Source organism: Kitasatospora sp. NPDC058218 (assembly GCF_042882445.1).
GTDB lineage: Bacteria > Actinomycetota > Actinomycetes > Streptomycetales > Streptomycetaceae > Kitasatospora.
Genome location: NZ_JBHVWC010000069.1, coordinates 44,037 through 60,661 on the forward strand (window position 1 = coordinate 44,037; position 16,625 = coordinate 60,661).

Consider the following 16,625-nt stretch of genomic DNA (forward strand, 5'->3'; position numbering starts at 1 on the left):
GTGAATCCTTCGTACCGACCGGATTCCCGGCACGGGTGGCGGCTGCCGTTGCCGCGCCCGCCCGCCTCCTCGCCCTCGTTCTCGCTCCCGCACTCCTGGCCCTGCCGACCGCCGTGCTGCTCCCGGACGGTCGCGCCCGGGCCGCCTCGACGGTCGCGGACATGATCTGGGACGAGCTCGCCGAGTGCGAGAGCGGCGGTGACTGGCGGGCCGCCACCGGCAACGGTTACTTCGGCGGTCTGCAGATCTGGCCGCCGACCTGGGAGGAGGCGGGCGGCCTGCGGTTCGCCGACCGCCCCGACCATGCGAGCCGGCGCCAGCAGACCACCGTGGCCGAGGAGATCCTGCGCATGCAGGGTTGGGAGGCGTGGCCGGCGTGCGCCCGGGAGATCGGGATGATCGGCGAAGGCCCCGACCACGATTGAGCCGGCTGTGCTGCCGCCGCCCGCCTCTGTCGTCGGTGCCGTTCGCCCGGCCCGGATCCTCCACCCCGTCGGTCGCAGCGCGGGTGCGGGAGGATGGTGGCGTGATTCAGGGCGAACTGTTCGGTGCCGGCTCCGATGCCGGATCCGGCTCTGGTGGTGGCTCCGGTGGTGCCCCGGCGCGCGGGCGGTCCGAGCCGGCGCCCGGCGCGGTGCTCGTGCCCGGCTGGCTCGATGCCGACGCCCAGCTCCGCCTGGTCGCCGCCTGCCGTGAGTGGGCCCGTCCGCCGGCCGGGATGCACACCGTCCGGATGCCGAGCGGCGCCATGATGTCGGTCCGCATGGTCGGCCTGGGGCTGGACTGGTACCCCTACGGCTATCGCCGCGTCGCGGCCGACGGCGCACCGGTCAAGGCGTTCCCGCCGGAGCTCGCCCGGCTCGCCCGCAGCGCGGTCGCCGAGGCGTACGGCGAGGCCGCCGGCGACATCGCGGGAGCCGCCGGGTACGAGCCGGACATCGCGATCGTCAACCACTACCCGCACGGCGCGAAGATGGGCCTGCACCAGGACCGCGACGAGCGGACGGACGCGCCGGTCGTGTCGCTGTCCCTCGGTGACACCTGTCTCTTCCGGCTCGGCAACACCGAGACCCGCACCCGGCCGTGGACCGACCTGGAACTGCGCAGCGGCGACCTGCTGGTGTTCGGCGGCCCGGCGCGGTTCGCGTACCACGGCGTGGTGCGCACGCTGCCCGGCACGGCGGATCCGGCGCTCGGGCTGTCCGGTCGGCTCAACATCACGGTCCGCCGGTCGGGTCTCTGACGGGGCGCGCCCGGTGCGGTGCCCGAAGCTCCCGGTGCGGTGCCCGAAGTTCCCGGCGCTGTTCGCGGTGTGCCCGCGGCGCCTTCGAGGTGTCGCCGGCGCGCGCCCGCCGGTGCCCCGACGGTGGCTCCACCGACACCCCGTGACGTCCTCGGAGCACCGCGTCGAGGCTGCGTTCGAGACGGTGGGTCCTCGTTCGAGTGAATCGGCGGCGAGGCGCGGGGCCGGGGGGAATGCCCTGGCTCGCTGAAGGATTCGACTGGGCGGGAGAATTCGATAGAACGGGCGTCGGCAGCCGGACGGGAACCTCCGTCCGGGCCGGCCGCCCGGAGAGGAAGCGCACGCATGGGTACCCCTGTCGACGAACTCGTCGAACTGCTGGACCTTGAGCAGATCGAACTGAACATCTTCCGCGGGCGCAGCCCCGAGGAGGCGCTCCAGCGGACGTTCGGCGGCCAGGTCGCGGGCCAGGCGCTGGTGGCGGCAGGGCGCACGGTGGACAGCGACCGCCCCGTCCACTCGTTGCACGCCTACTTCCTGCGCCCCGGCGTGCCCGGCGTGCCGATCGTCTACCAGGTGGACCGGCTCCGGGACGGCCGCTCCTTCACCACCCGCCGGGTGCTCGCCATCCAGGGCGGCCGCTCGATATTCGCCCTCACCGCCGACTTCCACCTCCCCGAGGAGGGCGGTATCGAGCACCAGTTCCCGATGCCCGCCGTCGCCGCCCCCGAGGACTTGCCGAGCGCGCTGGAGGAGGTCGGCTCCCGGCTGGGCGAGCTGCCTCCCTTCATCAGCCGCCGGCAGCCCTTCGACATCCGCTACGTCGACCGGTTGCGCTGGACCAAGGAGGAGCTGGCCGGCGTCGAGGCCCGCAGCGGTGTCTGGCTGCGCACCAACGGCGCGCTGCCCGACAACCCGCTGATCCATGTCTGCGCGCTCACCTACGCGAGCGACATGACGCTGCTCGACGCCGTCCGCGCCCCCGTCGAGCCGCTCTGGGGCACGCGCCACTTCGACATGGCCTCGCTCGACCACGCGATGTGGTTCCACCGGCCGTTCCGGACGGACGACTGGCTGCTCTACCAGCAGGAGTCCCCGATAGCCCACGGCTCCCGCGGTCTCGCCCGCGGGCAGATCTTCGACCGCCACGGGCAGCTGGTGGTGTCCGTGGTGCAGGAGGGGCTGTTCCGGCCGCTGAAGGACTGACGCGCCCCGGCGGTCCGGCGTCCCGGCGCCCCGGCGGTCCCGTGACCGGTCCCTCGTCCCGGACGGACTCTCGAACGGTTCTGCTCTCGGCTTCGGCACGGCTTCCGTTCGGCTTCGGTACGGGCTCCGGCAGGGCCATACCGAGGGAATTTCCGGGCAGCCTCCCGGGGCGAGCTCCTCTCCGCCGGCCGGAGCACCCGGGAATGATCCACCCCGGTGATCGGCGTTGAGGTGATGACGGACAACGCATGGGCGGACGGCGGAAGGCGGATGTCGATGCACAGCGGACGGCCCTGCGGGCCAGGACGAACCGGGAGGGCACACCGATGACGGCGACAGCCGCAGAGGATTGGAAGCACTGGAGTGACGGCCGCGCGGCGGCGGTGAGCGCGGAGCACGGACAGCTGGCGCTCACCGGTACGCACTGGCTGGAGCCCGAGCCAACCGGGATACCCGGCCTGCCCGGCCTCTGGTGGGCCGACGCGGAGGGTGTCCGGGCCCGGGCGACGGCGGCCGACGGCATCACCGTCGTGGGCACGCCGGGGCCGGTCGACGGCCAGGTGCTGCTCCGCCCGGACACCGACCCGGCCGCCGACACCGCCTCCGCCGGGGAGCTGCTGCTCGTCCCGATCGAGCGCGAGGGCGAGCTCGCCCTGCGGGTCTTCGACCCGGCCTCGCCCCGCCGGCAGTCCTTCGCCGGCATCTCCGCCTACCCGTACTCGCCGGAGTGGGCCGTCCCCGCGGTCTTCACCCCCTTCGAGGACGGCGACGCCCAGGCCGTCCTCGTCCCCAACGCGGACGGCAAGGACCGCCCGCTGGCCGTCACCGGCCGGATCACCTTCACGGTGGCGGGGGAGCACCGCACCCTGACGGTCAGCGGCGCCGGCCGCGGGCTCAGCGGCGTCATCGCGGACGCCACCAGCGGAGCGGACACCTACCGCTTCCGCTTCATCACCCTCCCCGCACCCGACGCGGACGGCCGTACGGTGCTGGACTTCAACCGCGCCTACCTGCCGCCGTGCGCCTTCGCCGATCACTTCATCTGCCCCTTCCCGCCACCGGGCAACCGGCTGGACTTCGCGGTCGAGGCGGGCGAGAAGCAGGTCCTGACCCGGTAGCCGCGGCCGCCACTGACCCTCGTCGGGGGTACCGGGCGCCTGTCGCGGCCGCCCGTGTCGCCGGTGGAGGCTGCCCAGCCCAAGGGGCCTGCAGCCCCCCGGCCGACACCCCGGTGGGCGGGGCGCGCGGGCGGAGGTCGAATATGGGGGGCTGTGTCGACCAATCATCCTGCCAATTCGGGCGCCGCCCCGTCCGGCGCTGCCGCCGCGCCATCCGACCCTTCCGCTACTCCCGCTGCTTCCGCTGCTTCCGCTGCTTCCGCTGTTTCTGCGCGGGCCGCGTCCGCCGCCTCCGCGGCCGCCGAGCTGCCCGCCGCCCCCGTACCCTGGTACCGGCGAGCCTTCGCCGACCTCAGCCCCCTGCGCGACAACGTCGACTACCGGCGGGTCTGGTTCGGTCAGGCGGTCTCGTCGATCGGCCAGCAGATGACGGCCGTCGCCGTCGCCGTCCAGGTCTACGACATGACCGGCTCCAGCTTCGCCACCGGCCTGGTCGGACTCTTCTCCCTCTTCCCGCTGATCGCCTTCGGCCTCTACGGCGGCGCGATCGCCGACACCGTGGACCGGCGCCGACTCGGCCTGATCGGTTCGGCCGGCCTCGCCCTCGTCTCCGCCGTCCTCGCCGCCCAGGCCTTCGCCGGGCTCGGCCTCGTCGCCGTCCTCTACGCCGCCGTCGCAGTCCAGGCCGGCTTCTTCGCGCTCAGCTCGCCCGCCCGGTCGGCGATGATCCCGCGCCTCGTCCCGAGCCACCAACTCCCCGCCGCCAACGCCCTGAACACCGTCAGCATGAACCTCGGCCTCACCGTCGGCCCCATGCTCGGCGGCGTCCTCATCGGCGCCTACGGCACCCAGGCCGCCTACCTGGTCGACACCGTCGCCTTCGCCGCCACCCTGTACGCGATGTGGCGCCTGCCCACCATGCGCCCGCTCGGCGACCGCCGCGGCCGCGCCTCCGTCCTCGACGGCCTGCGCTTCCTGCGCGAGCAGCCGAACCTGCGCACCAGCTTCCTCGCCGACCTGGCCGCGATGATCTTCGGCATGCCGCGCGCCCTCTTCCCCGCCATCGCGGTCACCTTCTACGCCGGTGACGCCCGGACCGTCGGCCTGCTGGTCGCCGCCCCGGCGGTGGGCGCGCTCACCGGCGCGCTGTTCTCCGGCTGGGTCAGCCGGGTCAACCGCCAGGGCGTGGCCGTCCTCGCCTCCGTCGCCGCCTGGGGCCTCGCCATCGCCGCCTTCGGCCTGGTTCACAACCTCTGGCTCGGCCTCGCGCTGCTCGCCGTCGCCGGCTGCGCCGACACCGTCAGCATGATCTTCCGCAACACGATGATGCAGGTCGCCGCCCCCGACGAGATGCGCGGCCGCCTCCAGGGCATCTTCATCGTGGTCGTCGCCGGCGGCCCCCGCCTGGGCGACTTCGAGTCCGGCACCGTCGCCTCCCTCACCAGCCCGGCCACCTCCGTCATCAGCGGCGGCCTCGCCTGCGTGGCCGCCATCATCCTCCTCGCCGCCCGCCGCCCCGCCTTCCTCCGCTACGACGCCCGCCACCCCACCCCCTGACCCCGCCGCCCCGCGATACCTGGCAGCGAGCACCCCCCGACGTGCTGTATTGTTTTCCACGTCGCCAGCACACCGGCGACAAGGTCGAGAAGCCCCACCGCAGAGCCCCCCAGGCTCCGCCGAAGGCACCGAGACCACGGGACGTGGCGCAGCTTGGTAGCGCACTTGACTGGGGGTCAAGGGGTCGCAGGTTCAAATCCTGTCGTCCCGACTGGAGTTCGCTCCATTGTCGCAGGTCAGAAGCCCTACTTCACTTCGGTGAGGTAGGGCTTCTGCTGTTTCTCTCGGACGTCGTGTCACATTTCGTCACACTCCTTGGTGATCTTCAACCGAGGAGCTCACCCAACTTGTCCGAGCCGGCCTTGAGGCTCTGCGGGTCGGGGTGAAGCCCACGACCGTCTACTCCCGGTTCCGTGGCTGGGCCGCCTCCGGGTTCTTCCAGGTCCTGATGGACGCGTTGATCTCGGAGGCAGCCTCGCGCGGCAAGGTCGGGTTGGAACTGGTCAGCGTGGACTCGACGATCGTCCGGGCCCATCACGAGTCGTCCGGACTGGCGGTCGCCGGGGAGACCCTGGACGCGCTCGAGCAGGCCCTGACCGAGGAAAAGGGGATTCCGCTGCCGCGGCAGCGGGCCGTGCTGAGGGTCACGCGAAGGCGGGGCCGGACGATGCGGCCGGCTCCGCCCAGGTTCGTGCCGAGGCACGGCGTCGGCGCAAGGCCCGGGCCGCGAGAGCCGGACTCGGCCGGTCCCGGGGCGGGTTGAGCAGCAAGGTTCATGCCGCTGTCGACTCCGCGGGCCTGCCGCTCGCGTTCGTGCTGACGCCGGGCCAGGCTGCGGACTGCCGGCAGTTCGAGGCCGTGCTGGAGAAGGTCCGGGTGCGCGGCCCGGTCGGTCGGCCGCGCACCCGGCCGGACGCTGTGGCCGCGGACAAGGCCTATTCCTCGAAGGCCAACCGCGCCTACCTGCGCAAACGCGGGATCACCGCGGTGATCCCGGAGAAGGTGGACCAGGCGGCGAACCGGAAACGCAAGGGCTCCGCCGGCGGCCGGCCGGTCGCCTTCGACCCCGATCGCTACAAGCAGCGCAACCATGTCGAACGGTGCTTCCAGAAGATCAAGGCCTGGCGCGGCCTGGCCACCCGGTACGACAAGAGCCCGGAAAGCTAGACGGCCGGCCTCCACCTACGCGGATCGATCATGTGGCTGAAATCCCTGACCTCAACCACAAGATCCGAACCTTGAACAGCTCCTAGCGCCGTCGACGCAACGGCTGTCGGGATCGCACGGCGGTATTTGCTGAAGGTCCGACAGATCTCGATCACCGGCAGCAGCCGCGGCGGGGTGGTCAGCCCGGCTGAACGGAAAGGGTCTGCCGGTGTAGGCCGGTAGCAACTGGATGATGTTGCACAGTGATGAGGGTTTTGGCCCCTCGGAGTCGCCCCCGCGGAGGGAAGCTCCAAACCGCCTCCTGCTGCCTTGGCTGAAGACCGTCGCGGTGAGGGTCGGAGGAAGAGGTGCTCTTGAAAGGGCGTAGCCGGCCTGGCTCCCGCCTCGGATACCGTGTTCCTCTACGGGGTGCCATAACGGATGTGACGCCCCCCACCGGAGGTAAGTCAGCGTATGAGTTCAAAGCGCAGCAAGAATCCAGCCCTGCCCGTACTCGACGACGCATTCCGACTCGCGTCGGTCAAGGACGCCGAGGAGTCCACCCGTGACTTGGCCGCGCGGCTGGCCACCACAGAGCTGCGCCGCGTTTCCCACCCGGGCCGGGTCACCTGGGATCCCACCGATCAGGCCGAGCCCGTACCGGTCCCGCCGACTGTGGTCGACGGTGACGGGGACCTGTGGCTGCGGGACCGGGGCACCGGCACCTGGACCATGCCCGAGTTCAACCCGAAGGATTTCCCGGCCCGCTGTGGCGAGGTTCTGACGTGGAACGAGCTTGCCTGCGAGTACGGCCCGCTGACCGCACTGGCCGACGACCGCCGCATCGGCGGCGGCCGGCGCTGACCGCGCAGCCCTCCGGGACGACGGCGCCCCTGAAGCGCCCGTTGCGGGTAGCCGGGAGCTCCAGCTCACCCCCGAGCCCGACGATGGCGGCGAGCAGGTGAGCGTGGTGGTGGCGTCCGACGGCCTCGAGCGACGCGGGGCGGCCCTGGCGCCACCCGACGTCCTCGGTCCGGCCGGCGTCGGTGGCTCAGCCGGGTAGCGGTCGGCCTTCGGTTGCCGTGGTGAGCGCGCGGCCCGGCTCGCCGAGCGACTGCTGCCAGTCGGCCAGCTGCCCGAGCAGGCCGCGCAGCAGCTCGTCGACGGTGGCCGCCGGGCCGAGAGGTCGGCGATCAGTCCGCCGTGGCGATCAGCGGCTGGAGCAGGATGTCGGGTTGGGCGCGCTGGAAGGCGTTCAGCTGCCACTTGTCGGCGAACAAGGCCAGCAGCACGTCATCCGAGCGGCGGGTGAGCACCTCGCCGCTGATCAGGCGGGCTTTGGCCAGGGCAGCGGCGCCGTCGGCGTCAGTGATCCGGGCCACGCGGTAGGAGAGCTGGTCGAGGGCGATCGGGGAAGAGAACTCGTGCTCCATCCGGTGCAGGATCACATCGAACTGCATCGGGCCGACCGCAGCCATGACCGGCGCCTGGTCGCCACGCCGGTCGGAGACCAGCACCTGGATCACGCCTTCCTCGTCGAGTTGGGCGACGCCCTTGCGGAACTGCTTGGACCGGCTGATGTCCTTGGGCCGTGCCACCGCGAAGTACTCGGGGGCGAAGGCGGGCAGCGGGGGAAACTCGGTCTTCTTGCCGGTGAAGAGGGTGTCGCCGACCCGCAGCGCGCTCGCGTTGATCAGGCCGACCACATCGCCGGGGTACGCGGTGTCGACCACGGTGCGCTCGGCTCCGAAGACGGTGTGCGCGTACTTGGTTGCGAACGAGCGGCCGCTGGCCGCCCGGGTGACGTGCATGCCGCGCTCGAAGACGCCGGAGCAGACTCGGACGAAGGCGATCCGGTCGCGATGAGCCGGGTCCATGTTCGCCTGGATCTTGAACACCAGGCCGGAGAACTCCTCGCCGACCTCGCGGCTGCCGCCCTTGGCCAGCTGGCGGGGCCCGGGAGCCGGAGCGAGGTCGACCACGGCGTCCAGCAGGAGCTTCACACCTATGTTGGTCAGCGCGGCGCCGAAGAAGACCGGGCTGATCCTGCCGGCCTCGAAGGCCTCCTGGTCGTAGCCGGGGCCGGACGAGAGCACCAGCTCCAGCTCCTCCAGCGCGGTCGTCCAGGCTTCGCCCTCCTGCTCGGCGGCCTTCTCGGAGGTGAGCTGCTCCTCTAGGGCGGCGTGCGTGCCGGCCGGCACCTTGGTGTAGCGCAGCATCTGCTCGGTGTTCCCCGCTTCGACCAGGCCGCGCAGGTTGCCCGCGCTGCCCACCGGCCAGACGACCGGGACGGGGGTGATCCCGAGGTGCGTCTCGATGTCCTCGAGCAGGGTGAGTGCATCCTGGCCGCGCCGGTCCCACTTGTTGATGAAGGTGATCACGGGGACGCCGCGATGGCGGCAGACCGCGAAAAGCTTGCGGGTCTGCTCCTCCAGGCCCTTGGCCGCGTCGACCAGCATGATCGCGCAGTCGACGGCGGCCAGCACCCGGTAGGTGTCCTCGGAGAAGTCGGCGTGGCCGGGGGTGTCGACCAGGTTCATCACGTGGCCGCGATAGCCGAACTGCAATGCGGCCGAGGTCACCGAGATACCGCGCTCGCGTTCCAATTCCATCCAGTCGCTGGTCACGCCGCGTCGGTCACCCTTGGCGTGCACCGCACCGGCGGAAGTGATCGCCCGCGCGTGCAGCGCCAGCGCCTCGGTGAGCGTGGACTTGCCCGCGTCCGGATGGCTGATCACAGCGAAGGTCCGTCGGCGGCCGGCCTCATGAAGGACCTGCGGGACGGGGATGGACTGTACGGTGCTCACGTGTTTCCTCGGGTACGCATCGGCAGCAGGCCGGGTGACGCCTCTCCGTACCTGGTGAGCCGGGGATCAGGTCCGCAGGCCCAGGAAGCGATAATAGGCTGTCGGGCGGCGTGGCCCCGAAATTCCCGTTCTCTGGGGGAGAGGCTGATCCAGGCTCGGCTGGCCTCGGTCTTGGGCCGGCCGAAGGCCAGGCCGTTGTTGTTGACGGCGGCGAGCGTCCAGCGGACGAAGACCTGGCGGTCCATGAGGTGGACGTCCGACCAGTGCAGGGCGAGGACCTCGCCGCGGCGCAAGCCAGTACCAAGGATGACTTCGAACAGGTCGGTGAGCTGGTCAGCGTACTGCTCGGCGTTGTGCCGCAGGAAGCTCGCGGCCTCTTCCGGAGTCCAGCAGGTACGCACGGCGGCGCGGGGCTTTGGCGGGACGGAGTGCTTGGCCGGGTTGTAGCGCAGCCGCCAGGAGGAGACGGCGTCGTTCAGCGCGTTGCGCAGCGTGGACGCGGCCGCGCCCGGCCTCCAGCTGGGCGGCGATCCACTCGTCAACGTGATGGGGACGAAGGTCGAGCAGCCGGATGTGGCCGAACGCCGGGATCAGGTCGCGCTCGACCCACGCCACGTAGCCGGCGTAGGTGCTCGGCGACAGGTGCGCCCGCCTCGTGACCAGCCACTCGCGCGGGTAACTCGCCACCTTGGTTCGGCGGTTCTCGTACACCCCGCGCAGCTCACCGTCCAACACCGCCCGCATCTCCCGCAACGCCTCCGCATGGCTGGCGAAACCGACCCGGCGGCGGACCCGACGCCGGCCCTCCTCCTCCTCCTCCTCCTCCTCCAGATCCATCGCATACGTCCACGTCCTGTGCCTCAAATCCCCGGCCAGCAGGGGGCACCACGGACCCAGCTGCTTCCGGTTACCGTCCGAACAACCACACCGCCGGTACACCCGGCCACGCTGCGCACGCTGCCCCATGAGCTTCTCCTTCTTGCACTCGGTGAGCTTGAGTCCAAGGTCGCTGTCCGGCCCGGTGAGTCGGCAGAGCGCGCGGGAAGGGACGCGAGGCACGTCAGAACCAGTCGGAGAGGACACGCGCAAGGCGACACGCCGCCTGGAAGATCACGCGGCGTAGTCGGTGGGTAGTCGACCTTGATCTGCGCGAGGAGCCGGGGTCGGCATGCGGCACCGTACGCTGGGATGACGTGCCTCGACGACGGCCATTTCTGAGGGACCGCCAGATTCTGGTTGCTGGCGGTGACGGAAGGCGATGCGGAGCTTGGGGACCATTTTGGGACCACGCCTCGTGGGCGCTGGGGGTCAAGGGGTCGCAGGTTCAAATCCTGTCGTCCCGACTGTGAAGTCGGTTGTGAGAGACGGTACTTGGGAAACCAGGTGCCGTCTCTTTTTGTTGCCGAGATCAAGATGATCAAGCGCCAGATGTTCGGCCGCGCCGGCTTCGACCTCCTGCGAAAGCGCGTCCTCCTTGCGGCATGAGGTCGCCGGTCGTGGCGGCGTGGACGGTCACGCGGTCGGCGTGGATGGTCAGGGTGTTGACCGCGACGTCGGCGGTCTGGTGGACCCAGAGGTCTTGGAGGAGATCGTCAGCCACGACCGTTCATGATCGTGGCTCCGGTGACCCTCCGTGGCTCTGGCACGGAAAGTGATCCAGGACCAGTTTTCACCCGTGGCCGAGAATCGTGCGTTGGACGGAGTTCGAGCGGGGCGGGCACTTGGCCGGCCATGGCGGTGCCGGACCTGCTGGTGGAGGCCGCACGGGCGGTCTTCCGGCAGGGGCGGGAAGGGCGGAGTCGTCATCTCTGCCCGTGGCGAATCTGCGGCGGGCAGAGAAACCGCATCCGGGGGTCTCCGGAGGTCAAGAGTGGAGTCGACGGCATCTCTGCCTCGACAAGGAGACCAGATGACTTCACTCACCACGCTCGCGCCCCGCGCGGAGGAGGGCGACACACCGCCCAGCCGCTTCGACGACCACCTCGCGGCACAGCTGCTCGCCCAGCGGATCGTCCTCCTCGGCACACAGGTCGACGACGTGTCGGCCAACCGGGTGTGCGCGCAGCTGCTGCTGCTGTCGGCGGAGGACCCGCGCACCGACATCAGCCTGTACATCAACAGCCCCGGCGGGTCGGTCACCGCGGGCCTCGCCATCTACGACACCATGCGGCTCATCCCGAACGACGTCTCGACGCTGGCGATGGGGTTCGCCGCCAGCATGGGCCAGTTCCTGCTCACCGTGGGGGCGCCCGGCAAGCGGTTCGCGCTGCCGAACGCGCGGATCATGATGCACCAGCCCTCAGCGGGCATCGGTGGCACCGCCGCGGACATCGAGATCCAGGCGGAGAACCTCCAGTTCACCAAGAAGGCCATCGAGCGGATCACCGCCGAGCACACCGGACAGAGTGAGGAGACGATCGCCCGGGACGGCGACCGGGACCGCTGGTTCACGGCCGAGCAGGCCAGGGAGTACGGGATCGTGGACCGGGTGGTGGAGTCGCTCGCCGACATCCGCCCGGCCTCGTCGCGCCGACGGATGGGGTTGTGACATGGGGTCGTACACGGTTCCCTACGTCATCGAGCGGACCGCGCAGGGTGAACGGTCCTACGACGTCTTCAGCCGGCTGCTGAACGAGCGGATCATCTTCCTCGGCACCGAGATCGACGACGGGGTCGCCAATGTGGTCATCGCGCAACTCCTGCATCTGGAGTCGGAGAACCCGGAGCGCGAGATCTCGATCTATCTCAACTCGCCCGGTGGATCGTTCACTTCGCTGATGGCGATCTACGACACGATGACGTTCGTGCAGGCGCCGATCTCCACGTTCTGCGTCGGTCAGGCGGCGTCGACGGCGGCGGTGCTGCTGGCCGGCGGAGATCCCGGGCGACGGTTCGTGCTCCAGCACGCGCGCGTGCTGCTCGGCCAGCCGGCCACCGGCGGCCGGCAGGGGACGGTCTCCGACCTCAGCCTCGCGGCCAAGGAGATGGTCCGCATCCGCTCGCAGGTGGAGGAGGTCCTGTCCCGGCACACGCATCACGACGTGGCGACGCTGCGCGCGGACATGGACCGGGACAAGGTGCTCACCGCCGAGGAGGCCGTCGCCTACGGGCTCGCCGACGAGGTGCTGAGCCGACGGCTCGCGTTCGTCTGACCCCGCGCGGCCGTGACCGAAGGCCAGCGAGCCGACCGGTACGGCGGTGGTGGGCCCCGCCGTACCGGCCGTCATACCGGCCGTCGGTTCGGTCAGGCGGCGAGGCAGAGGCCGTCGTACTGCGCCGTGGGCGACGTGCGGCCCCGGCTCACCCGGCTCCGGGCGTACCGGGCCAGCTCGTCCTGGGCGAGCGAGAGTAGGTCGGCGAGGCCGAGCCCGAGGGCCCGGGCGGCGGCCGCGAGCACCTCGGAGGAGGCCTCCTTGCGCCCGCGCTCCAGCTCCGACAGGTACGGCATCGAGATCCGGGCCGCCTCCGCGACGTCCTTCAGCGTGCGCTCCTGGGCGAGCCGCTCGCGCCTCAGCACATCGCCGACGAGGTCGCGCCACAGGGGTTCCCTCGGCGCGGGTGTCTGTGGGGCTTCCGCCGGTCGCTGCGGGGCGCGGTTCGTCCCACCGGAACCGGGCGACGAGGTCTGCGGGCGCAGGGGGATGACGCGGGCTTCGTTCGGCGCATGAGTGCTCACCGCTTCAGCCTAGGGATCCGGGGCGCCGGGGGAAGGGAGCGGCGTTCTGCCCTGGGTGAAGCCGTTGTTGGGGCTCGTTGATTGTGGTCGGGGGTTGTAATTCTGAGGTGTTGACGCTAGTTGAAGCACTCTGGGTGACAAATGGCTCGGAAGTCGCAGTCGCCCCCGAGCGATCGGCAGGCCCGTTCGAGCGTCACCGTCGTTGTTTCAGGACGTTTGCCAGACGGGGGAGTTCTTCGTGGAGCAGTCGGCCGGTCAGTGCGCCGCCGTACACGACGGCGCCGACGCCGACGAGCCAGGACTGGATGACGAGGACGGTGCCGATCGCTCCGTAGGCGAGGGTGTTGGTGGCGATCAGTGGTGAGAAGACGAGGTGGGAGAAGACCCTCAGTCCGAGCAGCCCGACTGTCGTGGCCACTGCGCCGGGCAGCAGGGCTCTCCAGCGGATGCGCCCGCCGAGCAGGAGGCGTTGCGACCACCAGGTGAACAGGGCGGCGCTCAGCACCGCGGCGAGGCCGCCGGCCGGGGTTTGCCGCCACAGGGCGGTGGTCGCGGACAGGAGGAGGAGCCCGATGAGGGCGGCGAGCCACACGACGTGCCGCCACCTGGCCCACCAGCGGGCCGGTGGTAGGCCCCAGATCTTCTCGTAGGTGGTCTGCACCGTCGCTCCGAACGAGAGGCCGAAGACGGCGAGGGCGGCGAGGCTGAACGCGGTGGTGGTCCGCAGGGTTTGGCCGGGTAGGGCGATGAGCTGCTCGACCTTCTTCCTGGAGGTCGCCGAGACGCCGAGTCCTTCGCCGAGCCATTGCGCGAAGCCCTGGCCGTTCGCCGGGTCGGCCGCTGAGATGACGATCAGCAGCGGTACGAGCGTGAGGAACCCGAGGGCCGCGAAGCTCAGCGACCGCTGCCACAGTTCGAGGTTGCTGCCCTGCCTCCATCCACGCCCGGCCGGCGAACGGCCGACCCTGCGGCGCAGCCGCCCGAACAGGGACGAACGGCCCTCGGGCTCGGGAGACTCCATCGGCATGGGTGTTGACTACCACGGTCGATGGCGTCGCCGTGCGAACGGCGCGGCCAGAGCCGGCAGATGGGCTGCCGACCGGGTTTCGGTGGGGCGGACCTCAGTCGTGGCAGGTGGGATCGAGTCCCCTCGCGGGGCGCGCTGGAACATCGAGTTGTCGGTGCTGCTCACGGCTCCGGGTGTGGCCTCGGCGCCCGGGGCCGGTCGGCTGGTTGGTCGGGGCGCCCGCCGTTACGGCTCGGGTGGGTCCGGGTGTTCGGTGGCCGTGCGCCAGCGGGCTTCGCAGAACGAGTAGAGGCCGAACAGGACGAGGCCGACCGCCGCGGCGATGAGGAGCACGGGTCCGGCGGGTGTGTCGGCGAACGAGCGCAGTGTCTCGTCGAGGCCTTTGGCGCGGTTGGGGTCGAACTTCACCGCGGCGAGCAGGATGAACAGGCCGGTGACCGCTGCGACGGCGCCGCAGGCGACGCCGCCGATGATGCCCAGCGTTGCGACGACACGGCGTGTTGGTTCGCTCATCTTGTCCGTCTGGAGGTTCTTCTCGAATGTGCGCATCGCGGCGCGCACGGCCATCACCACGCCGACGATGATCAGGACGGCTCCGACCGCGCCGACGAGCACCCGGCCGCCGGGCCAGTTCAGCACCCTGGCGGTGTACTCCTTGGAGGTCTGGTTGCTGGAGCGGCTTCCGGAGGACCCGCCGACCAGGACGGTCTGCACCACGGCGATGGCGATCACGGCGTAGAACACCGCCAACCCCAGGAAGCCCAGGCGCACCGTCCACTTGCCACTGTCCGATCCCGCTGGTCCGAACGCGGCCTCGGACAGCCGCCACAGCGCCATCGCCGCCAGCCCCACCACCAGCGCCCACAGCAGGACGCGACCGAACGGCTGCTCGCCGATGGTCCCCACCGCGCCGGATCGCTCGGCCTGCTGGCCGCTCTTGTCGCCGAAGCCGATCTGCACGGCCAGGGCCCCCACCAGCACGTAGATCACCCCTCGGGCGCAGAGTCCGACCCGGGCCGTGATGTCCATGGCGCGGCTGTCGGCCAGGCGCTGTCCCTGGGATTTGGCCCGTGCGGCAGAACCGTTTCCTGTGGCCATGGATGTGCACCTTCCCGTGTCGGACCGAACGATGCACCCCGTCCGGCCGAGACCGCCCGGAGCCCTCGGGCCGATTCGAGTCTGCGGCGGGGCGCGGTGATCAGTGTTTGAAGGCGTCCTTGATCTTCGCTCCCGCCTGCTTGGTGTTGCCGTTGATCTGGTCGCCGCGGCCCTCGGCCTGCAGACGCCGACTGCCGGTGACGCGGCCCACGGTCTTCTTCGCGCCGCCTTTGACCGCCTCGGCCTTGTGCGCGATCTTCTTACCGGTACTCATGGCTCGCCACCCTTCGAGAGTTCTCTGCTGGGGCGCGCTCGCGTGGGCATGGGCGCGGTGGCCGGTCAGCGGTCCTCGCGTGGTGGTGTCTCTGCTCCACCGGGGTCGGAGCGGTGCCCGAACGGGTGCGACCAGTTCCGGTGGCCGTCGTCCGGGTCGGGAGGGAGGCCCTCGCGGGGTGCTCCGTTGCCGGACGCATCCGCCGGCTCTGCGCGGGCGGCGTCGCGCTGGCCGACCAGGTCGTCGCGTTCCCTGCCGGCTGCGGCCGTTTCCGCGCGGGCGGTGTCACGCTGGCCGATGAGCTCGTCACGTTCCCTGTCGGCGGCGGCCGTCTCACGGCGGGACTCCTTGAGTCCGTGGCGTGCGGCGCGGCCGCGCCGGGAGGTCCGACGTGCTCCGCCCAGGAGCAGGCTCAGGCCGAACATGGCCAGGGCACCGACGATGATGCCGTACAGGAACAGCGTGCCGGTGGAGCCGGTGACGTGGTAGCCGAACACCTCGAACCCGCCGGTGAGCGCGTGTCCGCTGCCGGTGTTGGTGAGGACACCGGCCACGCCGACGACGACCGCGGCGACCAGGATGACGAGCCCAATGATGATGATCATGGCGCGCTCCGGAGATATGCGCTGGTAGGTCCACGGTAGAACCGCACCGTGCGCGAAGCCAGCCTGACCAGGGACAGCGTGATCAACGCGGGACGGGGCGCCTGCCGCACGCAGGCGCACGAGGCCGTGGCGCAGGCCGGCCTCTTGTTCAGGACTCGGTCCGGTCGTTGCCGGGGGCGGCGCTCAGGACGGCCAGATGGTCCTCGATCACGGCGAGTCGGTTCTCCGGCCGTGCGACATCGCCACGGGTGGCGTTCTGCTGGACGGCTTGAGGACGATGACGAGTTGGCCGTCGGGCTCCAGCCGTCCTTGCCGGTCGGCCGCAGTACCGCCCACCAGGGCGGCTCTTCGGCCCGGGCCTTGAAGGGGCTGGTGGGCAGGGTGCGGCGGACTGCTACAGATTTTGTCATTCCCTGCACTGTGCGCCGAAAATCGCGGGAGCGGGTCTTTCCGGTGCACTCGATTTCTGAGCTGCGGCAGGAATTTCGCGTACGCCGTCCGCAAGGATCACGGATGGCGCCGGTGGGCGCGCTGCGTGGCCGGCACGGCGGGCAGGTGCTTGGCACCCGTGGGCCCGCCCATCCGAGGAGGGCGGGTCGCGGGCGCCGAAAGAGCGGAGCTGCCAGCTCAATCAGGCTTTCCCTCATGCGTGTTGACGGTCATGGCGCCTCGCGCCCTGCGGCCTCCGGGAAGGGGCCTCGCGGAACCGGGGGTGGAATATCCCCCCGTGGCGGGCCTGGGCCTGCTAGGGTATCCTTAGTTGCAGTAGTGGTTCCCATGAACTTTGTGTGCGCCTGCTGATGTATCGCAGGCGCCTTTTTGTTTCCCGGCTCTTCCCCGGGTGGGTGCTCATCGCGGCGACTCGGAT

At 70.8% G+C, this 16,625-nt stretch carries 16 protein-coding genes, 1 tRNA gene and 1 pseudogene; 10 read left to right on the forward strand and 8 right to left on the reverse strand.

The genetic code is table 11. The annotated features are described in order from the left end of the window. The first annotated feature begins 35 nt into the window (after nt 1–35). The 8 genes from ACFVYI_RS34525 to ACFVYI_RS34560 all read left to right on the forward strand — a co-directional run bounded on the left by ACFVYI_RS34525 (nt 36) and on the right by ACFVYI_RS34560 (nt 7,134). Nucleotides 36–425, forward strand: a complete 390-nt coding sequence (locus ACFVYI_RS34525; RefSeq protein ID WP_387892875.1) for a transglycosylase family protein — start codon at nt 36–38, stop codon at nt 423–425. A 209-nt stretch (nt 426–634) separates the two neighbouring features. Further along, nucleotides 635–1,243: an alpha-ketoglutarate-dependent dioxygenase AlkB family protein gene (locus tag ACFVYI_RS34530; protein WP_387892905.1), complete on the forward strand. Its 609-nt coding sequence runs from the start codon at nt 635–637 to the stop codon at nt 1,241–1,243. 345 nt (nt 1,244–1,588) lie between these two features. Next, the gene (locus ACFVYI_RS34535; RefSeq protein ID WP_387892876.1) at nt 1,589–2,449 is read left to right on the forward strand and encodes an acyl-CoA thioesterase; all 861 of its coding nucleotides are present in this window, start codon (nt 1,589–1,591) and stop codon (nt 2,447–2,449) included. 326 nt (nt 2,450–2,775) lie between these two features. Further along, entirely contained in the window at nt 2,776–3,567 is a 792-nt protein-coding gene (locus tag ACFVYI_RS34540) for a DUF1684 domain-containing protein (RefSeq protein WP_387892878.1), read from the forward strand. Nucleotides 3,568–3,873: 306 nt separating this feature from the next. Next, on the forward strand, nt 3,874–5,124 hold the full coding sequence (locus ACFVYI_RS34545) for an MFS transporter (protein WP_387892906.1): 1,251 nt from the start codon (nt 3,874–3,876) through the stop codon (nt 5,122–5,124). Nucleotides 5,125–5,261: 137 nt separating this feature from the next. Next, nucleotides 5,262–5,335 (forward strand) — tRNA-Pro (locus tag ACFVYI_RS34550). 206 nt (nt 5,336–5,541) lie between these two features. Beyond that, nucleotides 5,542–6,291, forward strand: coding sequence for an IS5 family transposase (locus tag ACFVYI_RS34555; RefSeq protein WP_387892908.1), 750 nt, complete (start codon nt 5,542–5,544; stop codon nt 6,289–6,291). A gap of 453 nt (nt 6,292–6,744) precedes the next feature. Next, complete coding sequence (locus ACFVYI_RS34560; protein ID WP_387892880.1) at nt 6,745–7,134, forward strand: hypothetical protein; 390 nt, start codon at nt 6,745–6,747, stop codon at nt 7,132–7,134. Between the two features lie 329 nt (nt 7,135–7,463). Here ACFVYI_RS34560 and ACFVYI_RS34565 read toward each other — a convergent pair whose 3' ends face one another. The 3 genes and pseudogenes from ACFVYI_RS34565 to ACFVYI_RS34575 all read right to left on the reverse strand — a co-directional run. Further along, a complete protein-coding gene (locus ACFVYI_RS34565) occupies nt 7,464–9,077 on the reverse strand; it encodes a peptide chain release factor 3 (RefSeq protein WP_387892881.1) in 1,614 nt (537 codons plus the stop codon). Further along, nucleotides 9,074–9,619 (reverse strand): hypothetical protein, encoded by a 546-nt coding sequence (locus tag ACFVYI_RS34570; RefSeq protein ID WP_387892910.1) that lies wholly within the window; start codon nt 9,617–9,619, stop codon nt 9,074–9,076. The genes ACFVYI_RS34565 and ACFVYI_RS34570 overlap by 4 nt, the downstream gene beginning before the upstream one ends. A gap of 46 nt (nt 9,620–9,665) precedes the next feature. Then, nucleotides 9,666–10,043 (reverse strand): annotated as a pseudogene (locus ACFVYI_RS34575) (hypothetical protein); the annotation flags it as partial. Nucleotides 10,044–10,986: 943 nt separating this feature from the next. Between ACFVYI_RS34575 and ACFVYI_RS34580 the strand changes: the two are divergent. Both ACFVYI_RS34580 and ACFVYI_RS34585 read left to right on the forward strand, forming a co-directional pair. Continuing rightward, nucleotides 10,987–11,625, forward strand: a complete 639-nt coding sequence (locus ACFVYI_RS34580; protein WP_387892883.1) for an ATP-dependent Clp protease proteolytic subunit — start codon at nt 10,987–10,989, stop codon at nt 11,623–11,625. 1 nt (nt 11,626) lies between these two features. Beyond that, entirely contained in the window at nt 11,627–12,229 is a 603-nt protein-coding gene (locus ACFVYI_RS34585) for a ClpP family protease (RefSeq protein ID WP_387892884.1), read from the forward strand. 92 nt (nt 12,230–12,321) lie between these two features. Here ACFVYI_RS34585 and ACFVYI_RS34590 read toward each other — a convergent pair whose 3' ends face one another. The 5 genes from ACFVYI_RS34590 to ACFVYI_RS34610 all read right to left on the reverse strand — a co-directional run bounded on the left by ACFVYI_RS34590 (nt 12,322) and on the right by ACFVYI_RS34610 (nt 15,757). Further along, complete coding sequence (locus ACFVYI_RS34590; RefSeq protein WP_387892886.1) at nt 12,322–12,753, reverse strand: helix-turn-helix domain-containing protein; 432 nt, start codon at nt 12,751–12,753, stop codon at nt 12,322–12,324. 193 nt (nt 12,754–12,946) lie between these two features. Next, entirely contained in the window at nt 12,947–13,780 is an 834-nt protein-coding gene (locus tag ACFVYI_RS34595) for a ribonuclease BN (RefSeq protein WP_387892888.1), read from the reverse strand. A gap of 225 nt (nt 13,781–14,005) precedes the next feature. After that, complete coding sequence (locus ACFVYI_RS34600) at nt 14,006–14,878, reverse strand: DUF1206 domain-containing protein (RefSeq protein ID WP_387892890.1); 873 nt, start codon at nt 14,876–14,878, stop codon at nt 14,006–14,008. Nucleotides 14,879–14,978: 100 nt separating this feature from the next. After that, the gene (locus ACFVYI_RS34605) at nt 14,979–15,152 is read right to left on the reverse strand and encodes a CsbD family protein (RefSeq protein WP_387892892.1); all 174 of its coding nucleotides are present in this window, start codon (nt 15,150–15,152) and stop codon (nt 14,979–14,981) included. 65 nt (nt 15,153–15,217) lie between these two features. Next, the gene (locus ACFVYI_RS34610) at nt 15,218–15,757 is read right to left on the reverse strand and encodes a hypothetical protein (protein ID WP_387892894.1); all 540 of its coding nucleotides are present in this window, start codon (nt 15,755–15,757) and stop codon (nt 15,218–15,220) included. Nucleotides 15,758–16,625: the final 868 nt, after the last annotated feature.

Bases quoted from the DNA above. Each gene is read 5' to 3' on its own strand.
- ACFVYI_RS34535 (WP_387892876.1), top strand. From the start codon at position 1,589: ATGGGTACCCCTGTCGACGAACTCGTCGAACTGCTGGACCTTGAGCAG.
- ACFVYI_RS34540 (WP_387892878.1), top strand. From the start codon at position 2,776: ATGACGGCGACAGCCGCAGAGGATTGGAAGCACTGGAGTGACGGCCGC.
- ACFVYI_RS34560 (WP_387892880.1), top strand. From the start codon at position 6,745: ATGAGTTCAAAGCGCAGCAAGAATCCAGCCCTGCCCGTACTCGACGAC.
- ACFVYI_RS34580 (WP_387892883.1), top strand. From the start codon at position 10,987: ATGACTTCACTCACCACGCTCGCGCCCCGCGCGGAGGAGGGCGACACA.
- ACFVYI_RS34585 (WP_387892884.1), top strand. From the start codon at position 11,627: ATGGGGTCGTACACGGTTCCCTACGTCATCGAGCGGACCGCGCAGGGT.
- ACFVYI_RS34595 (WP_387892888.1), bottom strand. From the start codon at position 13,780: ATGCCGATGGAGTCTCCCGAGCCCGAGGGCCGTTCGTCCCTGTTCGGG.
- ACFVYI_RS34600 (WP_387892890.1), bottom strand. From the start codon at position 14,878: ATGGCCACAGGAAACGGTTCTGCCGCACGGGCCAAATCCCAGGGACAG.
- ACFVYI_RS34605 (WP_387892892.1), bottom strand. From the start codon at position 15,152: ATGAGTACCGGTAAGAAGATCGCGCACAAGGCCGAGGCGGTCAAAGGC.
- ACFVYI_RS34610 (WP_387892894.1), bottom strand. From the start codon at position 15,757: ATGATCATCATCATTGGGCTCGTCATCCTGGTCGCCGCGGTCGTCGTC.